The sequence below is a fragment of the Mesorhizobium sp. B3-1-6 genome (assembly GCF_006439555.1).
GTDB lineage: Bacteria > Pseudomonadota > Alphaproteobacteria > Rhizobiales > Rhizobiaceae > Mesorhizobium.
In genome coordinates this window covers 218,113-239,510 of sequence record NZ_VFTM01000004.1, presented here as the reverse complement: position 1 = coordinate 239,510, position 21,398 = coordinate 218,113, and the positions used below count along the sequence as shown (strand labels likewise).

At 65.2% G+C, this 21,398-nt stretch carries 16 protein-coding genes and 1 pseudogene; 12 read left to right on the top strand and 5 right to left on the bottom strand.

The annotated features are described in order from the left end of the window. The 3 genes from FJ414_RS06490 to FJ414_RS06480 all read left to right on the top strand — a co-directional run. Positions 1–1,562: VCBS domain-containing protein (locus FJ414_RS06490; protein WP_210239643.1), on the top strand; the 1,562-nt coding region annotated here is incomplete at its 5' end. 35 nt (positions 1,563–1,597) lie between these two features. Then, complete coding sequence (locus FJ414_RS06485; protein WP_140642523.1) at positions 1,598–3,325, top strand: type I secretion system permease/ATPase; 1,728 nt, start codon at positions 1,598–1,600, stop codon at positions 3,323–3,325. Next, positions 3,322–4,653 (top strand): HlyD family type I secretion periplasmic adaptor subunit, encoded by a 1,332-nt coding sequence (locus tag FJ414_RS06480; RefSeq protein ID WP_140642521.1) that lies wholly within the window; start codon positions 3,322–3,324, stop codon positions 4,651–4,653. The genes FJ414_RS06485 and FJ414_RS06480 overlap by 4 nt, the downstream gene beginning before the upstream one ends. Positions 4,654–4,870: 217 nt before the next feature. Here FJ414_RS06480 and FJ414_RS31720 read toward each other — a convergent pair. Continuing rightward, positions 4,871–5,125 (bottom strand): annotated as a pseudogene (locus tag FJ414_RS31720) (cyclic nucleotide-binding domain-containing protein); the annotation flags it as partial. A gap of 95 nt (positions 5,126–5,220) precedes the next feature. Beyond that, positions 5,221–5,856, bottom strand: coding sequence for a MucR family transcriptional regulator (locus FJ414_RS06470; RefSeq protein ID WP_348639993.1), 636 nt, complete (start codon positions 5,854–5,856; stop codon positions 5,221–5,223). 200 nt (positions 5,857–6,056) lie between these two features. Here FJ414_RS06470 and FJ414_RS06465 point away from each other — a divergent pair, with 200 nt between their 5' ends. From FJ414_RS06465 to FJ414_RS06430, 9 genes are all read left to right on the top strand, one after another. Continuing rightward, the gene (locus tag FJ414_RS06465; RefSeq protein ID WP_181181543.1) at positions 6,057–6,917 is read left to right on the top strand and encodes a DUF6502 family protein; all 861 of its coding nucleotides are present in this window, start codon (positions 6,057–6,059) and stop codon (positions 6,915–6,917) included. A gap of 32 nt (positions 6,918–6,949) precedes the next feature. Beyond that, positions 6,950–8,011 (top strand): DUF5666 domain-containing protein, encoded by a 1,062-nt coding sequence (locus tag FJ414_RS31405; RefSeq protein ID WP_181181542.1) that lies wholly within the window; start codon positions 6,950–6,952, stop codon positions 8,009–8,011. Positions 8,012–8,491: 480 nt separating this feature from the next. Beyond that, positions 8,492–9,094, top strand: a complete 603-nt coding sequence (locus FJ414_RS06455) for an ANTAR domain-containing response regulator (protein WP_140642513.1) — start codon at positions 8,492–8,494, stop codon at positions 9,092–9,094. Positions 9,095–9,096: 2 nt separating this feature from the next. Beyond that, entirely contained in the window at positions 9,097–10,323 is a 1,227-nt protein-coding gene (locus FJ414_RS06450) for a CmpA/NrtA family ABC transporter substrate-binding protein (protein WP_181181545.1), read from the top strand. A 359-nt stretch (positions 10,324–10,682) separates the two neighbouring features. Continuing rightward, the gene (locus FJ414_RS31400) at positions 10,683–10,853 is read left to right on the top strand and encodes a hypothetical protein (RefSeq protein ID WP_181181541.1); all 171 of its coding nucleotides are present in this window, start codon (positions 10,683–10,685) and stop codon (positions 10,851–10,853) included. Between the two features lie 52 nt (positions 10,854–10,905). Continuing rightward, positions 10,906–12,207: a nitrate/nitrite transporter gene (locus FJ414_RS06445; protein WP_140642507.1), complete on the top strand. Its 1,302-nt coding sequence runs from the start codon at positions 10,906–10,908 to the stop codon at positions 12,205–12,207. Positions 12,208–12,224: 17 nt separating this feature from the next. Next, entirely contained in the window at positions 12,225–14,675 is a 2,451-nt protein-coding gene (gene nirB / locus FJ414_RS06440) for a nitrite reductase large subunit NirB (protein ID WP_140642505.1), read from the top strand. Next, positions 14,675–15,010: a nitrite reductase small subunit NirD gene (gene nirD, locus FJ414_RS06435; RefSeq protein WP_181181544.1), complete on the top strand. Its 336-nt coding sequence runs from the start codon at positions 14,675–14,677 to the stop codon at positions 15,008–15,010. Before nirB ends, nirD begins: the two co-directional genes overlap by 1 nt. A 3-nt stretch (positions 15,011–15,013) precedes the next feature. Next, entirely contained in the window at positions 15,014–17,683 is a 2,670-nt protein-coding gene (locus tag FJ414_RS06430; protein ID WP_140642501.1) for a nitrate reductase, read from the top strand. Positions 17,684–17,714: 31 nt separating this feature from the next. Here FJ414_RS06430 and FJ414_RS06425 read toward each other — a convergent pair whose 3' ends face one another. From FJ414_RS06425 to FJ414_RS06415, 3 genes are read right to left on the bottom strand one after another with little or no spacing between them, the layout of a single operon-like run. Then, positions 17,715–18,701 (bottom strand): ABC transporter permease, encoded by a 987-nt coding sequence (locus FJ414_RS06425; protein ID WP_140642499.1) that lies wholly within the window; start codon positions 18,699–18,701, stop codon positions 17,715–17,717. After that, positions 18,698–19,684: an ABC transporter permease gene (locus FJ414_RS06420; protein WP_140642497.1), complete on the bottom strand. Its 987-nt coding sequence runs from the start codon at positions 19,682–19,684 to the stop codon at positions 18,698–18,700. The genes FJ414_RS06425 and FJ414_RS06420 overlap by 4 nt, the downstream gene beginning before the upstream one ends. After that, a complete protein-coding gene (locus FJ414_RS06415; protein ID WP_140642495.1) occupies positions 19,681–21,222 on the bottom strand; it encodes a sugar ABC transporter ATP-binding protein in 1,542 nt (513 codons plus the stop codon). Before FJ414_RS06415 ends, FJ414_RS06420 begins: the two co-directional genes overlap by 4 nt. Positions 21,223–21,398: the final 176 nt, after the last annotated feature.

Sequence of the window (21,398 nt, the reverse complement as noted above, 5' to 3'; positions counted from 1 at the left end):
ATGTCGGCGACCAGCTGAGCGACACCTTCACCGTCCACACCGCCGACGGCACCGCCCAGCAGGTGACGATCACCATCGACGGGACCAACGACGCGGCGGTGATCAGCGGCGACACCGGCGGCGGCGTGGTGGAGGCTGGCGGGGTCGGCAATGCCCAGCCCGGCACGCCGACGGTCGGCGGCGACCTCAACGACACCGACGTCGACAATCCCAACGACAGCTGGCAGGCGGTCGCCAGCGCGACGGCCAGCGACAGTGGCTACGGCACCTACACCATGGATGCCAGCGGCCATTGGAGCTTCACGCTCGACAACACCAATACGGCCGTGCAGGCGCTCAATGTCGGCGACCAGCTGAGCGACACCTTCACCGTCCACACCGCCGACGGCACCGCCCAGCAGGTGACGATCACCATCGACGGGACCAACGACGCGGCGGTGATCAGCGGCACGAGCAGCGGTTCCGTGACCGAGGATGCCGTGCTGACCGTAAACGGCGCTCTGACCGCCGCCGATCCTGACGCCGGCCAGAGCTCGTTCCTGGTGCACAACAGCATCAATCCGATCGCCGGCACATACGGCTCGCTGACCATCGATGCCGGTGGAAACTGGGTCTACACGCTCAACAATGCCGCGGCCAATGTCCAGGCCCTGACCTCTGCCGACCATCCGCATGACCAGATCCATGTATTGTCGGCCGATGGCACGGACCATGTCATCGACATCACGGTGAATGGTGCCAATGAGCCCGTGACTAACCATGCGCCGAGCGCGCCGGTGTTCGTACCAAGCTTGACGCCATCGTCGGATGGACAGAATCCGACCCTAGGCTCGTTTGTTTCGACCGATCCCGATGCTCAGGACACCGTCACATTCACGAGCACTTTCACACCCGGCGCCAACAGCAACGGCTCGGTCTCCGTCTCCAGCAACGGCTCACTGGTCGTCAACGTGCCAACGGGGCAGACACTGAACGGGACGCTCACGGTGACCGCGACCGACAACCATGCTGCTTCTTCGTCACCGCAAACCTTCAGTGTCTGGATCGGCGACGGCAGCAACGGAAACGGGGATGACGGCATCGTCCTCAGCAGCACGAATCCCAACATAGCGGACGGTCGTGCCGGCACCGACGGGCTGACGGGCTCCAGCGGCGTCGACTACATCTTCGGCGGGAGCGGCCCCGATACGATCAAGGGCCTTGGCGGGGCAGACTGGTTGAGCGGCGGAGCCGGGGATGATCATTTCCGGTTCGAGGCGGTGAGCGATTCAACCCATGCGGCCTTCGATACCATTCTCGATTTCCAGCATGGGACGGGTACGTCGGGTCACGACTTCATCGACTTTGCGAATGCCCTTAGCCTGACCACAACCGGCACGGTCTCAAGCGGAAGCCTAGCCGCTCATACCGTCGCATGGCAGAGCGATGGGAGCGGCAACATGATCGTCTATGCCAATACCGGAAGCTCAGCCGAGAGCGTGACGGGTGGAGCCCACATCATCGAAATCCATTTGATAGGGGTCCCCACGCTCAGTGCCAGCGATTTCAACCTGCACGCCTGACAGGTACGAAAAAATGACAGAGGGCGGCAGATAAGATGACGCAGGGCCTCTCTCCCCTAAAGCTTGCCCTCTCCCGTTGCCGCGGCGGTTTCGCCGCGGTGGCGGGGTTCAGCTTCGTCATCAACCTGCTCGTGCTCTCGACCTCTATCTATATGCTGCAGGTCTATGATCGCGTGCTGACGGGACGCAGCGTGGAAACGCTCGTCTATCTGACGCTGATTACGACGGCGGCGCTGGCTGCAATGGGCGCGCTCGAATTCTTCCGCTCGCGGCTGCTGGTGCAGCTCGGCACCTGGATCGACCGCGTGCTGTCGCCGCAGGTACTGGGCCGCGGGCTTGAGAACGCGTTGCGCGGCTCATCTTACCGCACCGAGGCGCTGCGCGACCTCGCCACGCTGCGCGGCTATCTTGGCGGCGGCGGCATCATGGCGCTGTTCGACGCGCCATGGATGCCGCTGTATCTCGGCTTCATCTTCCTGCTGCATCCCCTGCTCGGACTTCTGGCGCTGGGCGGCGCGATCATCCTGTTCGGCCTCGCCCTTGCCAACAACGCACTGACGGCCAACACGCTCAAACAGGCCAACGCCGCTTCCGCGCGCGCCTACCAGGCGGCGGATGCCGGTTTCCGCAATGCCGAAGTCATCGACGGGATGGGCATGGGCGGCGTGCTCGCCCGACGTTGGGACGCGGCCAATGCGTCCGTGCTCGCGCTGCAGACGACCGCCAGCGACTGGGCCGGCCTGATCAATGCATTCACCAAGCCGTTCCGGATGTTCCTGCAGGTCGCGGTGCTGGGGCTCGGCGCCTGGCTGTCGCTGCGCCATGAAGTCTCGCCCGGCGCCATGATCGCGGCCTCGATCATCATGTCGCGCGCGCTCGCCCCGGTCGAGCAGGCTATCGCAACCTGGAAACAGACTACCGCCGCTCGCGAGGCCTGGCGTCGCCTGGACCGGCTGTTCGAGGCTCCGTCGCTGCGCCCCCCGGGGATGGAATTGCCGCGTCCGCAGGGGCGGCTTTCGGTCGAGGCTGTCGCTTACACGCCAGCCGGCGCCAAGGAGCCCGCGCTCAGGAATCTCTCCTTCGCCGTGCCGCCGGGCCAGGTGCTTGCTGTGATCGGGCCCTCGGCCGCTGGTAAGTCGACGCTTGCCCGCCTGATCGTCGGCATGCTGTCGCCGCAGCAAGGCCGGGTTCGGCTCGACGGTGTCGACGTGTTTTCCTGGAACCGAACCGACTTCGGCTCTTATGTCGGCTACCTCCCTCAGGACGTCGAACTCTTTCCCGGCACCATCCGCGAGAACATCGCCCGCATGGAACAAGGCGATCCGGCTGAGATCGTGGCCGCCGCCCAGATGGCCGGCGTGCATGAGATGATCCTCAGGCTCCCGAACGGCTATGACACCGAGATCGGCGAACAGGGTTCGGTGCTCTCCGGTGGGCAGCGCCAGCGCATTGGCCTTGCCAGGGCGCTCTACCGCCGTCCGGCGCTGGTGGTGCTGGACGAGCCGAACTCCAATCTCGATGCCGTTGGCGAGGAAGCGCTGAACCAGGCGATTGCCGCGATGAAGGAGGCAGGTTCGACCGTGGTGATCGTCGCCCACCGCCCGTCCCTGATGGTGAACGTCGATTGCGTCCTGGTGCTGAACGATGGCCAGCCGCAAATGTTCGGCCCGCGCGATGGCGTGCTTGCGCAACTGCGCCGCCCCGAGCAGCAGTCCGCCCAGCCGCAGGTCCGGGTCGTGAGCTCCGAAAGGACCGGGTCGTGACGGAAGCCGCGCTGTCGCTGAAAATGCCGCCGCCACCGCCCGCATGGCCGGCGGTAAGCGCCCATGTCTTCGGCGGCCTGACCGTCATCGGCCTGCTGTTCGGTGGCTTCGGCCTCTGGGCAGCCACCGCGCCGCTGACGAGCGCGGCGGTCGCGTCCGGGGTGGTGAAGGTCGACAGCAACCGCAAGACCATACAGCACCTGGAAGGCGGCATCATCCGGGAAATACTGGTCCGGGAGGGAGACCTGGTCAAGCAGGGTCAGATACTGGTCCGCCTCGACGGGCTCGACGCGGAATCCGACCGCGACGCCGTGCGCGGCGAACTCGATTCCGCGCTCGCCGGCGAAGCCCGCCTGATCGCGCAGCGCGATGGCCTGAAGACAATTCCTTTTTCTGCGGACCTGTCGGCGCGGCAAAGCGACCCCACCGTCGCCGAGGCCATGGCCGGGCAGGAGCGCATCTTCCAGGACCAGGCCAAGGTTCAGGCGTCGGAGGTCGAGGTCTGGCAGCAGCGGATCGCCCAATACCATGCCCAGATGTCGGCGCTCGCTGCGAGAGTTGCGGCCTTCGAGATCCAGTTGCCGTCACTGCGGGAAGAGCTGGCGGACGCCCGCACACTTCTCAAGAAAGGCTATGGGGTGAAGTCCCGCGTGCTCCAGCTCGAACGGCAGGTCATTGCCGCGCAGGGGGAGGCTGACTCGAACCGTGGCAATATAGAAAGCCTGCGGCAGCAGATCGCCGAGGCGGACGCGCAGATCGACAATGGCCGGCTCTCCTATGTCAAGAAGGCCGCCGAGGACCTTCGTGACGTCCAGACCAAACGCTCCGAGCTCGAAAAGGCGCTTCAGAAGACCGACGCGCGCGCGGCGCGCCGGGATGTCGTTGCGCCGGAAGATGGGGCGGTAATGAACCTTCGGTATTTCACGCCGGGCGGCGTTGTGCCCCCCGGCGGGATTATTCTCGATCTGGTTCCCGACCAGGACAAGATGGTGCTGGACGTCAAGATTCAGCCGCTGGATATCGATGTCGTTCGCCCCGGTCTGCCGGCGACGGTGCGGCTCGTCGCCTACAAGCAGAGAACCACGCCCACGGTGAAGGGCGCCCTTACCCGGGTTTCGGCCGACGCCGAGATCGACGAGCGCAGCGGCGCGACGTTTTTCAGGGGGACGGTCGAGGTGAGTGCCGATGAGCTCAAGAACCTCCCACAAGTGAAGCTATATCCGGGAATGCCGGTGGACGTCTCCGTTGTCACCGGCAAGCGAACCCTGCTCGAATATCTCTTTCAGCCGGTCGCCGACAGTTTCGCTCACGCCTTCAAGGAGGAATGAAAAGGCCGCCTGCCTCCAGTTGGCATGGCATTCACGGCAGCTCCATCGTGCGGGCGCCGCGAAGCGGCGGCGCGCGATGGGTTGAGACGACGACGATCCGATCGCTGAAGGGGGCGAGCAGCCGCTCGAGAACGCGCTTCCTGCGCATCATCGAGGTGGGGCTCGTCGAGCAGCATGAGCGGCTTGGTCGACAGCCAGGCACGGGCGAGATTGATCGGGGAGCGAATTGCAGCCCGACGATCTGCTGGCGGCCGTCGGAAAGCGTCTTGGTCAATTTCACGACGCCCGAAAGCACATTCGAGAAACGCTCGACGCTCCTGGAATCGCCCACCAGTTCCTTGCCGGCCTCGGCCCTGTGCCGCTTCGTCGATTTGGCGAGCGCCTGGAGCTGCTCGGCGTTGAGCGCTCCGCATATGCCGCGATGCCGCGCCTCGCACGAAGCGCAGAGCACCGGGACGCCTGTCGTGTGAATATCCTCGCGAACGAGGGAACACCTATAGTGTTCCTATCTGCCAGCAACGCTCGTAGCGTCGCAGTCCGCCTGAAACCTGCCGGCCGTCCCGGACCTTACTTCATCCTTCGTCCGAGGCCCATGGATTTGGCCAGTTTCGAACGCGTTGCCGAATAATTTGGCGCTACCATCGGGTAGCTCGAAGGCAGGTTCCACTTCGCTCGATACTGGTCTGGCGTAAGGCCGTATTGGGTCTCGATATGCCGCTTGAGCGATTTGAAGCGCTTGCCGTCTTCCAGGCAGATGATGAATTCCGGCGTGACGGTTTTTTTCGCCCGGGCCACGCCCTTTATCTCGTCCGGCGGGACATCGGGCGACCCAAGTGAGATCAGCTTGATCGAGGCGTATATCTTGCCGATGAAGTCGGGCAGCTCGGCCGCAGGCAGCGGATTGTTCGCAATGTAGGCGGATACAACGCTTGCGGTCAGGGAGATGGCGGGATCTAGGCGTTCGTTGAGCGAGACAAAGCCGTCCGAGGAGCCTGAAAAGTCCTTTCCGTTGGTCTCCATGCCGCGATGCGCAAGGTCGACGCGGTCGACATTGCCCGCCGTGCCGTCGAATCCATCCAGGGCCTTGTTTATGGCCGGCTTCACATAAGGCCTTTTCAACAATGCTCTCCTCTGCCGGTCATATCTTGGCGCTGATCGATGTGAGATTCTGCCTCTCGATAAAGCATTGTGGGAAAATTTCACACATGTCAACCGAGGGAGGTCTGCCGAGCAGACAACGCGGGAGCCGAGGACTTGGACATGGAGACACGCCTTGCGAATTGAGGATAGCGAGGTGGACAGGCGGCATTGCAGGCCCATCTATTGTGGAAGCATTTCCCACGGGCTATTTTCGGCAGGAATTTTCGGGGCATAGGTGGTTGATTGACGGGTGAAGGACGGCGATGAGCAAATCGGCGGAACAATATCTGGATGCCGCGGGCGTCCAGAGCGCGTTGAACCGGGTGCTTCGCCCGTTGGTGCGATTGGCGATCAAATGCGGGGTGACGTTTCCCACCTTCGTCGACCTGCTTCGGCAGATCTACGTCAACGTGGCGGAGCATGAATTCACGCTGCCCGACAAGCAGCAGACGGACAGCAGGGTAAGCCTTTTGACGGGCGTCCATCGCAAGGAGGTCAGCCGTCTGCGAGGCGCCGGCGCCCCTGTCAGGGTGATACCCGAATCCGTTTCGAGGACGAGCGCGATTGTCGCGCGCTGGCTTGCGGATCCGTTGTTCACCGATGCCAAGGGCGCGCCATTGCCATTGCCGCGAATGGCCGAGGCCGGAGAGGCGTCGTTCGCGGGCCTCGTGGAGTCGGTGACGCGGGATTTGCGGCCGAGAGCGGTTCTGGACGACTGGCTCGATCGAAAGCTGGTGGAGATCGACGAGGAGGACCGCATCGTCCTGATGGAGGCGGCTATGGCGCCGCGCGACGACGGCGAGGTCAGACTCTATTACTTTGCCCGCAACCTTCAGGACCATGCCGCCGCCGCCGTCGCGAACATCCTGGCGGACAAACCGCCTTTCATCGAGCGGGCCGTCCACTATGACGGGCTCTCGGAAGACCTTGCCAGGTCGCTCGAAGCCTACAGCCGCAAGGTCGCGATGGAGACACTTATCCAGCTCAACAAGCATGCCAACCAGGCGGTGAAAAGCGATCCCGGCGGGACAAACCGTTGGAATTGCGGCGTCTACATCCTCACCTCCGACGGTGCATCGTTTGCCGGAGAAGAATCCTCCAAGCCTGCCGGCGGAGACGCTTGATGCATTGGAGGTTGACGAGGCGGAGTTTTCTGATGCTCGGCGCCGCCTTTCCGGCGGCGTTGCCCAGTTCAATCGCAAGGGCGACGGATACGTCGAGCGACCGGGGTATCGGCGGCACCGGGTGGACGGCGGGAACGGAGAGCGATCAGGGCATCGGCGGCACCGGCATAGTGGGAACCATACAGCGCTTCGGCAGCATCTTCGTCAACGATGTGCGCGTCGGCTACGGTCCGGACGCGCCCGTTTGGATAGACGGCGTCGCAGCCACCACAGGCAGCCTCAAGGTGGGACATGTTGTCCGCGTGGCTGTGACACGGGATGCGGATCGCATCGTCACGCGTGAAATCCACGTCACCAGCGAGGTCGTCGGGCCTGTCGAACGCGTAAGTCGCGGTTCTATTCTGGTCCTGGGACAGAGCGTGGACACCAGCCGCGTTGCGGGAATGCCGACGGTCAAGAAGGGGGATATCGTGGCCGTTCAAGGCATCCGGCGGCCGGGCGGGAAGATCGTTGCAAGCTTGATAGAGACCAGACCGTCCGAGACGCCTTACCTTGTGCGCGGCCTTGCGGTCGTGAGGTCGGGCTCACTGCTGGTGGGACGACTAAGCCTCGGCTCAAGGTCGCTGCAGCTTGCGAACCGCCGCGTCGAACTGTTCCTGGCCAAGGCCAGCGGCGGCTACAGGGTGTTGCGCATCGAGGCGGAGGTTCCGGTTCCACAGGCCGATGCCGCGAACGTGCTGTATGAGACCTTCCTGCGGCGCCAGGGACCTCGGCTGGTTTCGGGTCTGGGGGTCTCGATCGACGACCAAGGCGACGATTCGAAATCGACAGCTGTCGTCCACGCGTTCCTTGCCGTCGGGTTCGACCGGGCGGGCAACATCGTATCGGCCTCGCGCCAGGCGAATTCCGGCATGCGGCCGCAAGGCCCGTCCGGCATGCCTGGTCAGCCGCCTGGTTCAGGTCCGCCAAAAGGCCCAGGCGGTCCAGAGACTCCCGGTGGCGCACCCAATGGCGAATCGGTTGGGCCTGGAGGGCCCGGAGGGCCGGGTGGGCCGAGCGGCCCCGGTGGACCGGGGGGTCCAGGCGCTCCCTGAGGTCCCGCACGAGGACCTAGCAGGCTGTTGCCGCCGGCAAGGCCGAACGCTTCGCGGTGCAGGCTGCCCCGCTGCTCGAAAACACGCTGTCTCGCGATGACGATAGATCCGGCCGGCCTGTCTCTTGCGAGGGACAGGCCGGCCGGCGCAGTCGCACTGGGCTCTTTTACCGGGGTGGGTGTTTCGAGCCTTTTCGTTACGGCTGCTCTTCCGCGGATCATGCGGGGGGCAGGTGATCCGTGGAAATTCAGTCCGGGCCTGCGAGAGCAGGTCCGATCGAAGCAGCCTTGATCGACGACCAAATACCTGTGGGAAAATTACCCACATGTCAAGCGACTCGTTGGCCGACCGCCCCCTGGCGGGCGATTTCATGTTCGCCCGGGGCGATGCTCAGGTTGCTTACCCCTGGTAAGGCCCGGATCGCGGCCTTCCCGCCGACTACCGCATTGCACAAATCCGGCCTACCTGCACAATAGGCGCATGTCCGCCGGTTCGTTGACCATCCTTGTTATCGACGAGAACCGCATCCGTGCCTCGATCATCGAGGCCGGATTGCGGGATGCCAGCCATCGGCATGTGACGGTGATCCATGATGTGGCCGGCATAGCCCGGCGCATCGCCGAGATCGAGCCGGACGTCATCGTCATCGACCTCGAAAACCCCAACCGCGACATGCTGGAGAACATGTTCCAGCTTTCGCGCGCGGTGAAGCGGCCGATCGCCATGTTCGTCGACCGCTCGGATCAGGCTTCGATCGAGGCGGCCGTTGACGCCGGCGTGTCGGCCTATGTGGTCGACGGGCTGAAAAAAGAACGCATCAAGCCGATCCTCGACATGGCGATCAGCCGCTTCAACGCCTTCTCGCGCATGGCGCGCGAACTGGAGGAGGCGCGCAGCGAGCTCGAGAACCGCAAGGTCATCGACCGGGCCAAGGGGATCTTGATGAAGTCGCGGGGCCTAAGCGAAGAGGCGGCCTATGCGCTGCTGCGCAAGACCGCGATGAACCAGAACCGCAAGATCGCCGACATCGCCCAGAGCCTGGTGACGGCTGCGGGATTGCTGGGGCCTCTGGAGGGCGAATGAGCATGTCGGTAGCGCATCAGATCACCGCCGGCTTCATGCCGCTTTTCGACAGCGCCGTCCTGGTCGCAGCCGGCGAGATAGGCTTTGCCGCGCGCGAGGGCATCGAGCTCAAGCTGCAACGCGAGACTTCCTGGGCCAACATCCGCGACCGCATTGCCATCGGCCATTTCGATGTCGCGCATATGCTGGGGCCGATGCCGCTCGCCTGCAGCCTTGGCCTAACGCCGCTTGCCTCCGAAACCATCGTGCCGTTCTCGCTCGGCCTCGGCGGCAATTGCGTCACCGTCTCCAACGCCGTGTGGGAAGGCATGGCGGCGCATGGCGCGGCGCCTGACCTCGATCCCGCCCGCGCCGGGGCGGCGCTCTGCGCGTTGATCCGCGAGCGGGTGGGCGCCGTTCGCGAGCCGCTGCGCTTCGCCGTCGTCCACCCGCATTCCGGGCATAATTACGAATTGCGCTACTGGCTTGCCGCCTGCGGCATCGATCCGGACCGTGACATCGAAATCGTCATCGTGCCGCCGCCCTTCATGGCCGACGCTTTAGCCGCCGGCCGCATCGACGGCTATTGCGTCGGCGAGCCCTGGAACAGCGCCGCCGTCGCGGCGGGCACCGGCCACATCGTCACCGTCAAGGCGCTGCTGTGGCGCAACAGCCCGGAAAAGGTCATCGGTGCCCGCAGGGCTTGGGCTGAGGAAAACCCGGAGGCGCTAGCCGCCCTGCTCAGGGCGCTGCATCATTCCGCCCGTTGGTGCCAGGATCCGGCGAACCGCGGCGAACTGGCCGCGCTGATGGCAAGGCCAGCCTTCCTTGGGCAGCCGGAGACGATCCAGATGCCGGCGCTCACCGGACGCCTTCAACTCGGCGGCGGCGCGGAACGGCGCGTCGAGGATTTCTTCCTGCCTTTCGACAAGGCGGCCAATTTTCCCTGGAAGAGCCATGCGCTGTGGTTCTACACGCAGATGGTGCGCTGGGGGCAGTTGCCGCACACGCCACAGAACCTCGCCATCGCCCGCGACTGCTACCGGCCCGACCTCTATCGATCGGCGCTCAAGCCGCTTGGCGTCGCGCTGCCCGGCGCCAATGCCAAGGTCGAGGGCGCATTGAAGGTCGCGACGCCGGTCGGCTCGGCGGGGGCCAGTCTCATCCTTGGCCCCGACGGATTCTTCGACGGCCACATCTTCGACCCGGACCGGATCGACGCCTATATTGACGGCCAGAAGCGAGCTTGATTATTTGCACGCCATTCTTGTGCGTTGCACAAAATTTATGCGCTGTTGTCGCGCCATTGATCAATGTTTGACCGCGAACATGTTTGGCATGGTCGCCGGCTGGCATTCATACAGCTTTGATTTTCCACAGAATTCGGCTTCCGCGTAAAACTGGCACGCTTCGTGCTTTGAAATAGCCGAGCCCCTCGCGGGCAATGGAACAGGCGTCCAATGGCGGGCGCCACAGGCAAAGCTGCCGCTCAGGTCACCACGCGATCCGGATGCACGGACGCGAGAGGGCCTGGACGGCAGCTTTTTCGTTTTTGGCCGACACGCAATCGACGGCGCTGGCCCCAGGCAGCGCCAAACGGGAGACGACGATGACGAGATGGATCGGAACGACATCCCTCAAGGATTTCACCCGCTGCGATTTCCTGGCGAGCAGCGCGCTGACGGCGGTGCTGTTCATCGCCGCGCTGCTCTTGTTTCCCGCCAGCCACGAAGCCGAAGGCAAGGGTCCGCAAGTGATCGCGCAAACCCCGTCGCGCTGACCATGATCAACACCACACGCGGCGCCTTCCACGCTGCAAACCGGAGCCAGCCATGACCGCAAATCTCCCAGCCGCGCCCAGCCAGGACAGTGCTTCCCGGCAGGCGCTTACCATTTCCACCATCGCCTTCACCGTCTGCTTCGCGGTGTGGACGATCTTTTCCATCATCGGCGTTCGCATCAAGCAGGAGCTTGGGCTCAACGAGACCGAGTTCGGCCTGCTCGTCGGCACGCCGATCCTGACGGGCTCGCTCGTGCGCATGGTGCTTGGCGTCTGGACCGACCGCTATGGCGGCCGCCTGGTCTACACAGCGACCATGCTCGCGGCCGCGGTCGCGACCTTCCTGCTCGCTTTCGCGCACACCTACGGGCAGATGCTGCTGGCCGCGCTCGGCGTCGGGCTCGCCGGCGGCTCCTTCGCCGTCGGCGTCGCCTATGTCTCGCGGTTCTTTCCAGCCGGAAAACAAGGCACGGCGCTCGGCATCTTCGGTGTCGGCAATGTCGGCGCCGCGGTCACCAAGTTCCTGGCGCCGTTCGTGCTCTTGTCCTGGGGCTGGCAGTCGGTGGCGCTGATCTGGGCGGCGGCGCTGGTCGTCATGGCCATCGTCTTCTGGTTCACGACCGACGACGATCCGGTCATCCGCGAGCGCCGCGCCGGTCTGGTGGCGCCGGCAAGAAGCTTCTGGCAGGAATTCGCGCCGCTGAAGAACCTGCGGGTCTGGCGCTTGGCCTTCTACTATTTCTTTTCCTTCGGCGCGTTCGTGGCGCTGTCGCTCTGGCTGCCACGTTACCTGATCGGCGTCTACGGCTTCGGCATCGCCACCGCCGGCATGATCGGCGCCGCCTATTCGATCCCCGCCAGCATCTTCCGCGCCTATGGTGGCGTGCTTTCCGACCGCATCGGCGCCCGCACCGTGCTCTACTGGACCTTCAGCGTTTGTGCCGTCGCGACGCTCGTTCTGTCTCTCCCCTCGGCAGACTATGTCGTGCGCGGCATCAGCGGGCCGATCCCCTTCCACTTCGAGATCGGCCCGCTCGCCTTCATCGCCGTCGCTTCCGTGCTCGGCTTCTTCATGAGCCTCGGCAAGGCCGCCGTCTACAAGCACATCCCGGCCTATTATCCGCAGAGCGTCGGCGCGGTCGGCGGCGTGGTCGGCATGATCGGCGGGCTCGGCGGTTTCATCCTGCCGATCGCTTTCGGCGCGCTGAACGACCTCACCGGCGTCTGGTCGAGCTGCTTCATGCTCCTGTTCCTGATCGTCAGCTCGTGCCTGCTCTGGATGCACGTCACCATCCGCCGGATGGAGCGCGCGGCCGCCGTCAAGACATCATCCCTTTCCTACGCCGCCGAATAGATCGGAGCAGACCGGACATGAGCGAAAAACTCGTCATCATCGGCAATGGCATGGCGCCCGGCAGGATGCTGGAGCACCTGCTGGAGGCAGCGCCGGACCGCTACGCCGTCACCATCTTCAACGCCGAGCCGCGCGTGAACTACGACCGCATCATGCTGTCGCCGGTGCTCTCGGGCGAGAAGGCGTTCGAGGAGATCGTCATCCATGGCGACGGCTGGTACATCAAGCACGGCATCACGCTCTACAAGGGCCACAAGATTGTCGCCATCGACCGTGAGGCCAAGACCGTCACCTCGGACCACGGCGTGACCGAAAGCTATGACCGGCTGGTCATCGCTACCGGCTCGGTGCCCTTCATCATTCCGGTGCCCGGCAAGGAATTACCGGGCGTGCTCAGCTATCGCGACCTCGACGACGTCAATGCCATGCTGCTTGCCGCGCAGTCGCGTGCCAAGGCAATCGTCATCGGCGGCGGCCTGCTTGGGCTGGAAGCCGCTGCCGGGCTTAAAGAACGCGGCATGGACGTCACCGTGCTGCACGTCATGCCGACGCTGATGGAGCGCCAGCTCGATCCGGCCGCCGGCTACCTGCTGCAGAAGGCCGTCGAGGCGCGCGGCATCAAGGTCATGACCAAGGCCAACACCAAGGCCATCGTCGGCAACGGCAAGGTCGAGGGCGTAGAACTGATGGATGGCACGGTCATCCCGGCAACGCTGGTTGTGATGGCGGTCGGCATCCGGCCCAGCACCACGCTCGCCAAGGAGACCGGGCTGGAGGTCAATCGCGGCATCGTCGTCGACGACCGCATGCGGACTTCCGATCCCGCCATCATGGCGCTCGGCGAATGCGCCGAAGTCGGCGGCCATGTCTACGGGCTGGTCGCGCCGCTCTACGAAATGGCCCGCGTCGCGGCCGCCGGGCTGGCGGATGGCGAGGACAGGCGCTTCGTTCACTCCGATACGCCAACCAAGCTCAAGGTCACCGGCATCGACCTCTATTCGCTGGGCGACTTCGCCGATGGCGAGGATCGCGAGGAGATCATCCTGCGCGACGCATCCGCCGGCATCTACAAGCGCGTCGTGCTGCAGGACAACCGCATCATCGGCACGGTGCTGTTCGGCGAGACGGGCGACGGCGCCTGGTTCAACGACCTCAAGAAGAAGGCGACCGACATTTCGGAGATGCGCGACACGCTGATCTTCGGCCAAGCGTTCCAGGGAGGCGTTTCCTCGGACCCTTTGGCGGCCGTTGCGGCACTGGCGGATGATGCGGAAATCTGCGGCTGCAACGGCGTCTGCAAAGGCAAGATCACCGGCGCGATCACCGGCAAAGGACTGACCGGTCTCGACGACGTGCGCGCCCACACCAAGGCCTCGGCCTCGTGCGGCTCGTGCACGGGTCTCGTCGAGCAATTGCTGAAGCTCACGCTGGGCGAGGCCTACAATCCGGCGGCGGTGCAGCCCATGTGCGGCTGCACTAGCCTCGGCCATGACGATGTGCGGCGCCTGATCAAGGCAAAGGGACTGAAGACGATCCCCGCCGTCATGCAGGAGCTCGAATGGAAGACCTCCTGCGGCTGCGCCAAGTGCCGACCGGCGCTGAACTACTATCTCGTCTGCGACTGGCCTGACCAATATGCCGACGACTACCAGTCGCGCTTCATCAACGAGCGCGTGCACGCCAACATCCAGAAGGACGGCACCTATTCGGTGGTGCCGCGCATGTGGGGCGGCGTCACCAGCGCCGGCGAATTGCGCGCCATCGCCGACGTGGTCGACAAGTTCGATATCCCGATGGTCAAGGTCACCGGCGGCCAGCGCATCGATATGCTTGGCATCCGCAAGGAAGACCTGCCGGCGGTATGGGCCGATCTCGGCAAGGCCGGCTTCGTCTCCGGCCATGCCTACGCCAAGGGCCTGCGCACCGTGAAGACCTGTGTCGGTTCCGACTGGTGCCGTTTCGGCACGCAGGATTCGACCGGCCTCGGCATCCGCATCGAAAAATTCATGTGGGGCTCGTGGACACCGGCCAAGGTGAAGATGGCGGTGTCGGGATGCCCGCGCAACTGCGCGGAAGCGACCTGCAAGGATGTCGGCGTGGTCTGCGTCGACTCCGGCTACGAGATCCATTTCGCCGGGGCCGCCGGCCTCGATATCAAGGGCACCGAAGTGCTCGGTCTGGTCAAGACCGAGGACGAGGCGCTGGAGGTGATCGTGGCGCTTGTCCAGATGTATCGCGAGCAGGCCCGCTATCTGGAGCGCATCTACAAATGGGCCAAACGCGTCGGCACCGCCGAGATCAAGAAGCAGATCCTGGACGATGCAGAGCGCCGCAGGACGCTCTTCGACCGCTTCGTCTTCAGCCAGAAATTCGCGCAGGTCGATCCGTGGTCGGAGCGCGTCTCCGGCAAGGACAAGCATGAGTTCCGGCCGATGGCATCGGTCGGTTTCGCGGAGGCGGCGGAGTGATCAATATGAACTGGATCGCCATCGGTTCCATCGCCGACATTCCGCCGCGCGGCGCGCGTTGCGTCGTCACACCGCAAGGCAAGATTGCCGTCTTCCGCACGGCGGACGACCAGGTCTTCGCCATCGACGACCATTGCCCGCACAAGGGCGGACCGCTCAGCCAGGGCATCGTCCATGGCGCGGCGGTGACTTGCCCGCTGCACAACTGGGTGATCTCGCTGGAGACCGGCAAGGCGCTCGGCGCCGATGAGGGCTCGGTGAGGACGATCCCGGTCAGGATAGAGGGCGAGCGGCTCTTCATCGCGCTTGCAGCGCTGGCCTCGAAAGCGGCCTGAGGCATGGAAGAAGCACGCGAGGTGAGGACCACCTGTCCCTATTGCGGGGTGGGTTGCGGCGTGCTGGCCGAGGTCGCCGCGGACGGCCCGACGACCGTTCGCGGCGATCCCGATCATCCGGCCAATCTAGGCAAGCTTTGCTCGAAGGGTGCTGCGCTTGGCGAGACGCTTGGCCTCGAAGGCCGCGTGCTGTTGCCGGAAATCGGCGGCAGGCGGGCGAGCTGGGACGAAGCGCTCGACCTCGTTGCCGACAAATTCTCGCGGGCGATTGCCGAGCATGGACCGGACTCGGTCGCCTTCTATGTCTCCGGCCAATTGCTGACCGAGGACTACTACGTCGCCAACAAGCTGATGAAGGGCTTCATCGGCTCCGGCAACATCGACACCAATTCGCGGCTCTGCATGGCCTCGTCCGTCGCCGGCCACCGCCGCGCCTTTGGCGAGGACATCGTTCCCGGCGTCTATGAGGATTTCGAGCGCGCCGATCTCATCGTGCTCACCGGCTCCAACACCGCATGGTGTCACCCGGTGCTCTATCAGCGCATGCTTGCGGCGCGAAGGGAACGCGGAACCAGGATCGTCGTCATCGATCCGCGCCGCACTGCCACGGCCGACGAGTGCGACCTGCATCTGGCGCTCGATCCGGGCACGGACGTGCTGTTGTTCAACGGCCTGCTCGCGCATCTCGCGCAAGCCGGAAAGACCGATACCGGTTTCATCCGCGACCATACATCAGGCTTCGATGCGGCAGCTTCGCTCGCCGGCGCCGATGCGCCGTCGATCGCACGCGTCGCGAAAGGCTGCGGATTGGCGGTCGCCGACGTCCAGGCCTTCTACGATCTCTTTGCCGAGACCGAGCGAACGGTCACCGTCTACAGCCAGGGCGTCAATCAGTCGGCGCATGGGACCGACAAGGTCAACGCCATCATCAACTGCCATCTCGCCACCGGCCGCATCGGGCGACCCGGCATGGGGCCGTTCTCGGTCACCGGTCAGCCGAACGCCATGGGCGGCCGCGAGGTAGGCGGCCTCGCCAACCAGCTCGCCGCGCATATGGATTTTGCGGATGAGGCCAACGTCGACCGGGTCTCGCGCTTCTGGAAGGCGCCAAGCGTCGCGCGGCGCGGCGGCCTGAAGGCGGTGGATATGTTCCAGGCGGTCGCCGACGGCCGCATTAGGGCGCTGTGGGTGATAGGCACCAATCCGGCCGTCAGCATGCCGGATGCGTCGCGCGTGCGCGCCGCCTTGTCCAAATGCGATTTCGTCGTCGTCTCGGATGTGACCCGCACCGACACCACGCGCCATGCCGACGTGCTGCTGCCGGCCGCCGCCTGGGGCGAGAAGGACGGCACGGTCACCAATTCGGAGCGGCGCCTCTCGCGTCAGCGGTCGTTCCTGCCGCCGCCGGGCGAGGCGAGAGCCGACTGGCGCATCATCTGTGATGTCGCCGCCCGCATGGGCTTTGGCGATGCCTTCGCCTACCAGGCGCCGGCCGACATCTTCCGCGAGCACGCGGCGCTGTCCGCCTTCGAGAACAGCGGGGAGCGCCTGTTCGATCTCGGCGGCATGGCTGACCTCAGCGACACGGACTATGCCGCCTTTGCGTCGCGTCACTGGCCCGCATCGGTGCGAGGCGAGCAGCAGATGCGATTGTTCGGCGACGGCCGTTTCCCGACGCCCGACGGCCGTGCGCGATTCGTGCCGGTGCGGCAGGAGGCAACGGCCTTCACCGTCGATGCCGATTATCCGCTGGCCCTGAACACCGGCCGGCTGCGCGACCAGTGGCATACCATGACGCGCACCGGGACCGTGCCGCGTTTGATGGCGAGCGCGCCGGAGCCCGCGGTCGACATCCATCCGGCGGATGCGGCCGCGCACCGTCTCAAGGACGGCGACCTCGCCCATCTTTCGACCCGCTTCGGCTTCGTCCGTGCACGGGTGCGGGTGTCGGAAGCACAGCGACGCGGCCAGGCCTTCCTGCCCATGCATTGGAGTGGCCATTTCGCGGCGAAGTCCGCGGCCGGTCTGCTGTCCTCGCCGATCACCGATCCGCATTCCGGCCAGCCAGAGCTCAAGCATGTTCCGGCAATGATCGTGCGGGAAGACATCGGATGGGCGGGCGTGCTCATTACACGCCGCGATCTCAGGCCGACAGGTTTCGTCCATTGGAGCCGGCATGCTGTCGAGGGCGGCTGGGTTTACGAGCTCACAGGAACAGAGCCGCCGGACCAGGGCATTCTCCTGGCGCGCAAGCTGCTTGGCGTCCAACGGCGAGATCAGCTTCTGGAATATACTGACCGGCGCGGGCTCGCCTATCGCGCGGCGGCCATTGACGATGGCGGCGCCATGGCGGAAGCCTTGCTGGTCGCCGCCCCGGATCAGTTGCCGGCACGTGACTGGCTGGTGTCGCTGCTCGCAGCGCGCCAGCCGCTGTCGGCGACCGATCGCCATGCGCTTTTGTCGGGACGCTCGCCGGTGCCCATGCCTGCCATCGGGCGGGTCGTGTGCGCGTGCTTCCATGTCGGCGCCAACCAGCTCGCTTCGGCGGTCGCCGCCGGTTGCGACAGTTTGGAAGCGATCGGCTCGTCGCTGCGCGCTGGCACCAATTGCGGCTCATGCCGCTCGGAGATCAGGGCGATCATCGATGCCCGCCATGTACAGGCGGCGGAGTGAGCCGCGCCTGTCACGGCCACGTCGCTTGGTTCTATCGGTCCTCGATGATCCGCAAATACGCCGCCGTCACGAACAGCACGATGAAGCCGAACAGGATGCGGCGGCCGCCTTCGGGCATTTGCAGGATGGTGAGCAGCGTCGTCAGCACGGTCAGGATCAGCGCGCCGATGATGGTGCCGGTGTAGCCGCCGCGGCCGCCGAAGATCGAGGTGCCGCCGATGACGGCGGCGGCCACGGATGGCAGCACCAGCGGTTCGGCGAGCGACAGCGAGGGCGCCTTGATCAGGCCGATATAGAGCAGGCCGGTGATGCCGGCGAGCAGGCTGGAGAGGACGTAGAGCGCGGTGATCACCTGCCAGTAGCGCACGCCCGACAGTCTGGCCGCGCGTTCATTGTCGCCGACGGCATAGAGCAGGCGGCCGAAGCCGGTGCGGTTCAGCATGAAGACGATCAGCACCGCCACCGGCACGAACAGCAGAAGCGCGTTGGGAAAGCCGTAGGTGACGCCGGTGCCCAGCCAGCTGAGGAAATCGGGAATCTTGGCGCCGGAGGCGATCACGGTGCGCTGGTAGACCTGCAGGAAGCCGGTGCCGATCAGGCTGGTGCCGAGCGTCATGATCAGAGGATGCACCCGGAACACGCCGACGCCGATGCCGTTGACGAGGCCGATCAGCACGGCGGGCAGCATGGCCAGCGGGAACGCCACCGCCGGATCCTGGTTGACGATCTGCGTCGCCATGATGAAGGCGCCCATCGTCGCCACCGTGCCGACGGAAAGGTCTATGCCGCCGGTCAGCATGGTCATAGTCTGGCAGCCGGCGAGGATCGCCAGCGGGATGGCGAATTTCGCCGTGTTGGCGAGCCAGCGCTCGTTGACGATGCCGGGGCGCAGCACCTGCAGGATCGCCACGAGGATGATCAAAAGGATGATCAGCGGGACGAGCGGCCGGTCCGCCATGAAGCGCTTGATCCGGCGGCCGAACGAGACCGGCTGGGGCATGGTCGCGATGTCGGTCATGGCGTTGCTCCTGCCGGGCGGCTCCGCATGGTGATGAAGGCGCCAAACATGACGACCGCGACCATGATCGCGCCCTCGATGATCGCGGTGACGTTCGGATCGATGGCCAGAAGCGTCAGGTCGGTGCGCACCAGCCTCAGCACGAAGACGGCGATGATCGGCCCGAGCAGGCCGCCCTTGCCGCCGCCGAGCGCGACGCCGCCCAGCACCACCGCGGCGACGCTGGCGAGCAGATAGGGCCCGGGGATGGGCGCGCCGATGCCGGTGCTGACGGTGAGCGACAGGCCGCCAAGCGCTGCGAACAGGCCGGACAGCGCATAGGCGATGATCCTGGTGCGCGCCACCGGCACGCCGCTGCGGAAGGCGGCGAGCTCGTTGCTGCCGATGGCGTAGATGGAGAGGCCGAGGCGTGAGCGCCTGAGCGGAATCCACACGATGCACAGGCAGACGACGAGCAGCACCAGCGCCTTCGGCACCCAGGCGTCAGCCCAATCCGGCAGGCCGGGGATCGGCACGGTGCCGATGACGCTTGCCTTCAGCCATTCCGCGGCGGCGCCGCCGGGGGCGCCCAGCACAAGCAGCGCCGCGCCCTGGAGCACGAACAGCATGGCCAGGGTGACGACGATGTCGGGCACCCGGGTGACGACGATGAGGAGGCCGTTCAGCGCGCCGAGCACCAGCCCCATGGCCAGCACAAAGGGCACGACGAACAAGGCATATTCCTCGCTGGCGCCGTTCATCATCGAGGCGGCGGTGACGCTGGTCAGCGCCATCATGGCGGCGACCGACAGGTCGATGCCGCCGGCGATGACGACGACGGTCTGGGCCGCGACGGCAAAGGCATAAGGCAGAACCGCGCGCGCCAGCGAACCGAAGTCGCCGCTGCCATAGCCCGGCTGGATCAGCTTGGTGACGACGAAGAGAAAGATCAGCAGGGCGAACAGACCCGCGACCCAACCCTGGTTGCGGAGAAAGCGGCTCATGACGCGGTCTCCGCGCTGGAACCGGGTTTGACCTCGGCAAGGATACCGACATCCGCCTTGGCGCCGCGCGGCAGGCCGTAGGCTGCGCGCATCAATGCCGCTTCATCGGCTTGCTCGACCGGGAAAGTGTCGACGACGCGGCCGCCGAAGATGACGATGACGCGGTCGCAGACACGCTGCACCTCTTCCATTTCGGATGTGTAGAACAGCACCGACTTGCCCTGGCCGGCGAGCTCGCGCAGCAGCTTGTAGATTTCCTGCTTGGTGCCGACATCGATGCCGCGGGTAGGGTCGAAGCAAAGGATGGTGCGGGCGTTGGCTGCGATCCAGCGGGCGATGGTCACCTTCTGCTGGTTGCCGCCGGAAAGGCGCTGCACCTCGCCCTGGGCGCGGGTGTCGATCTGCAATCTGGCGATGGCGCTGGAAACCACCACCTGCTCGCGGCGCATGCGGATTGGGCCCCATTTGCGCAACGCCGCGCTGAAGGGCAGCGCGATGTTCTCGCGCACCGAGCGCTGCATGGCCAAGGCCTCGGCGCGGTCGCCCGGCACATAGGCGATGCCGGCCTGGATGGCGTCGCTCGGATGCGAGAATTTCACCGGCGCGCCGTCGACGTCGATGGTGCCGCCGGTCGGACGGATCGAGCCGGCAAGCGCTGCGAAGAGCTCGTCCTGGCCCTGGCCCTCGAGCGCAAACACGCCGGCGACCTCGCCATTGGCGAGATCGAAGGAGACGTCGTTGAGCTTGGTGCCGAGCTGCAGGTTGCGGACCGACAATCGCGGGCGGCGGCCGCCGGCAACCGCCACATCATTTGCCGCGCGCGCGGTGACGTGTGTCTTCTCGATGCGGGTGCCGAGCATCATCTCGACTATTCTTTCTTCGACGCCCGGCTCGATGTCGACGACACCGACCGTGGAGCCGTCGCGCAGCACGGTGGCGCGGTCGCAGAGCGCGGAGATCTCGACGAAACGGTGCGAGATGAAGATGACGGAGCGGCCGGCGTCGCCCTGGCGCCGCACGACTTCCAGCACCTTCTCGGCAAGGTTCGCGGGCAGAGCCGCGGTCATCTCGTCGAGGAGAAGCACGTCGGGTTCGACGGCAAGCGCGCGCGCCAGATCGAGCACGCGCAGGATGGCCAAGGGGATATGACGCGCCGTCTCGCGGATATCGAGGTCGGGAATGCCGAGCTCGCGCACCCAGGCGCGGAACGGCTCGACCGGCGTGCCGGTCAGCCGCAGATTGGACAGGACATCGAGATCGGGGATCAGCGCCGGTTCCTGGTAGACCGGCAGCAGCCCGGCGCGGCGGGCGTCGGCGGGCGAGCGGACATCGAGCTGCTGGCCGCGGATCAGGATGCGCCCGGCGTCCGCCTTGATCGCGCCGGTCAGGATATTCACCAAGGTCGACTTGCCGGCGCCGTTGGCGCCCATCAGCGCATGCACCTCGCCCGGCAATACGGAAAGCGAGGCGTTGCGCAGCGCGGCAACCGCACCGTAGTTCTTCGCTACGCCTGTGGCGTCGAGGAGGTTGGTGGTCAAAGCTTTCTCGATTCAGAGTGTTCCACCGTTTCATGGAAACGGCGAACCGCTCTATCCTTTTGTTTTACGCAATTCCGGACGGAAACCGCTCACACTTTTCCTGGAATTGCTCGAAGGCTCAAATTATGCGTGCCAAATCAAATGGCAAGGACGCCAGACCTTGGTCCAGCGTCCTC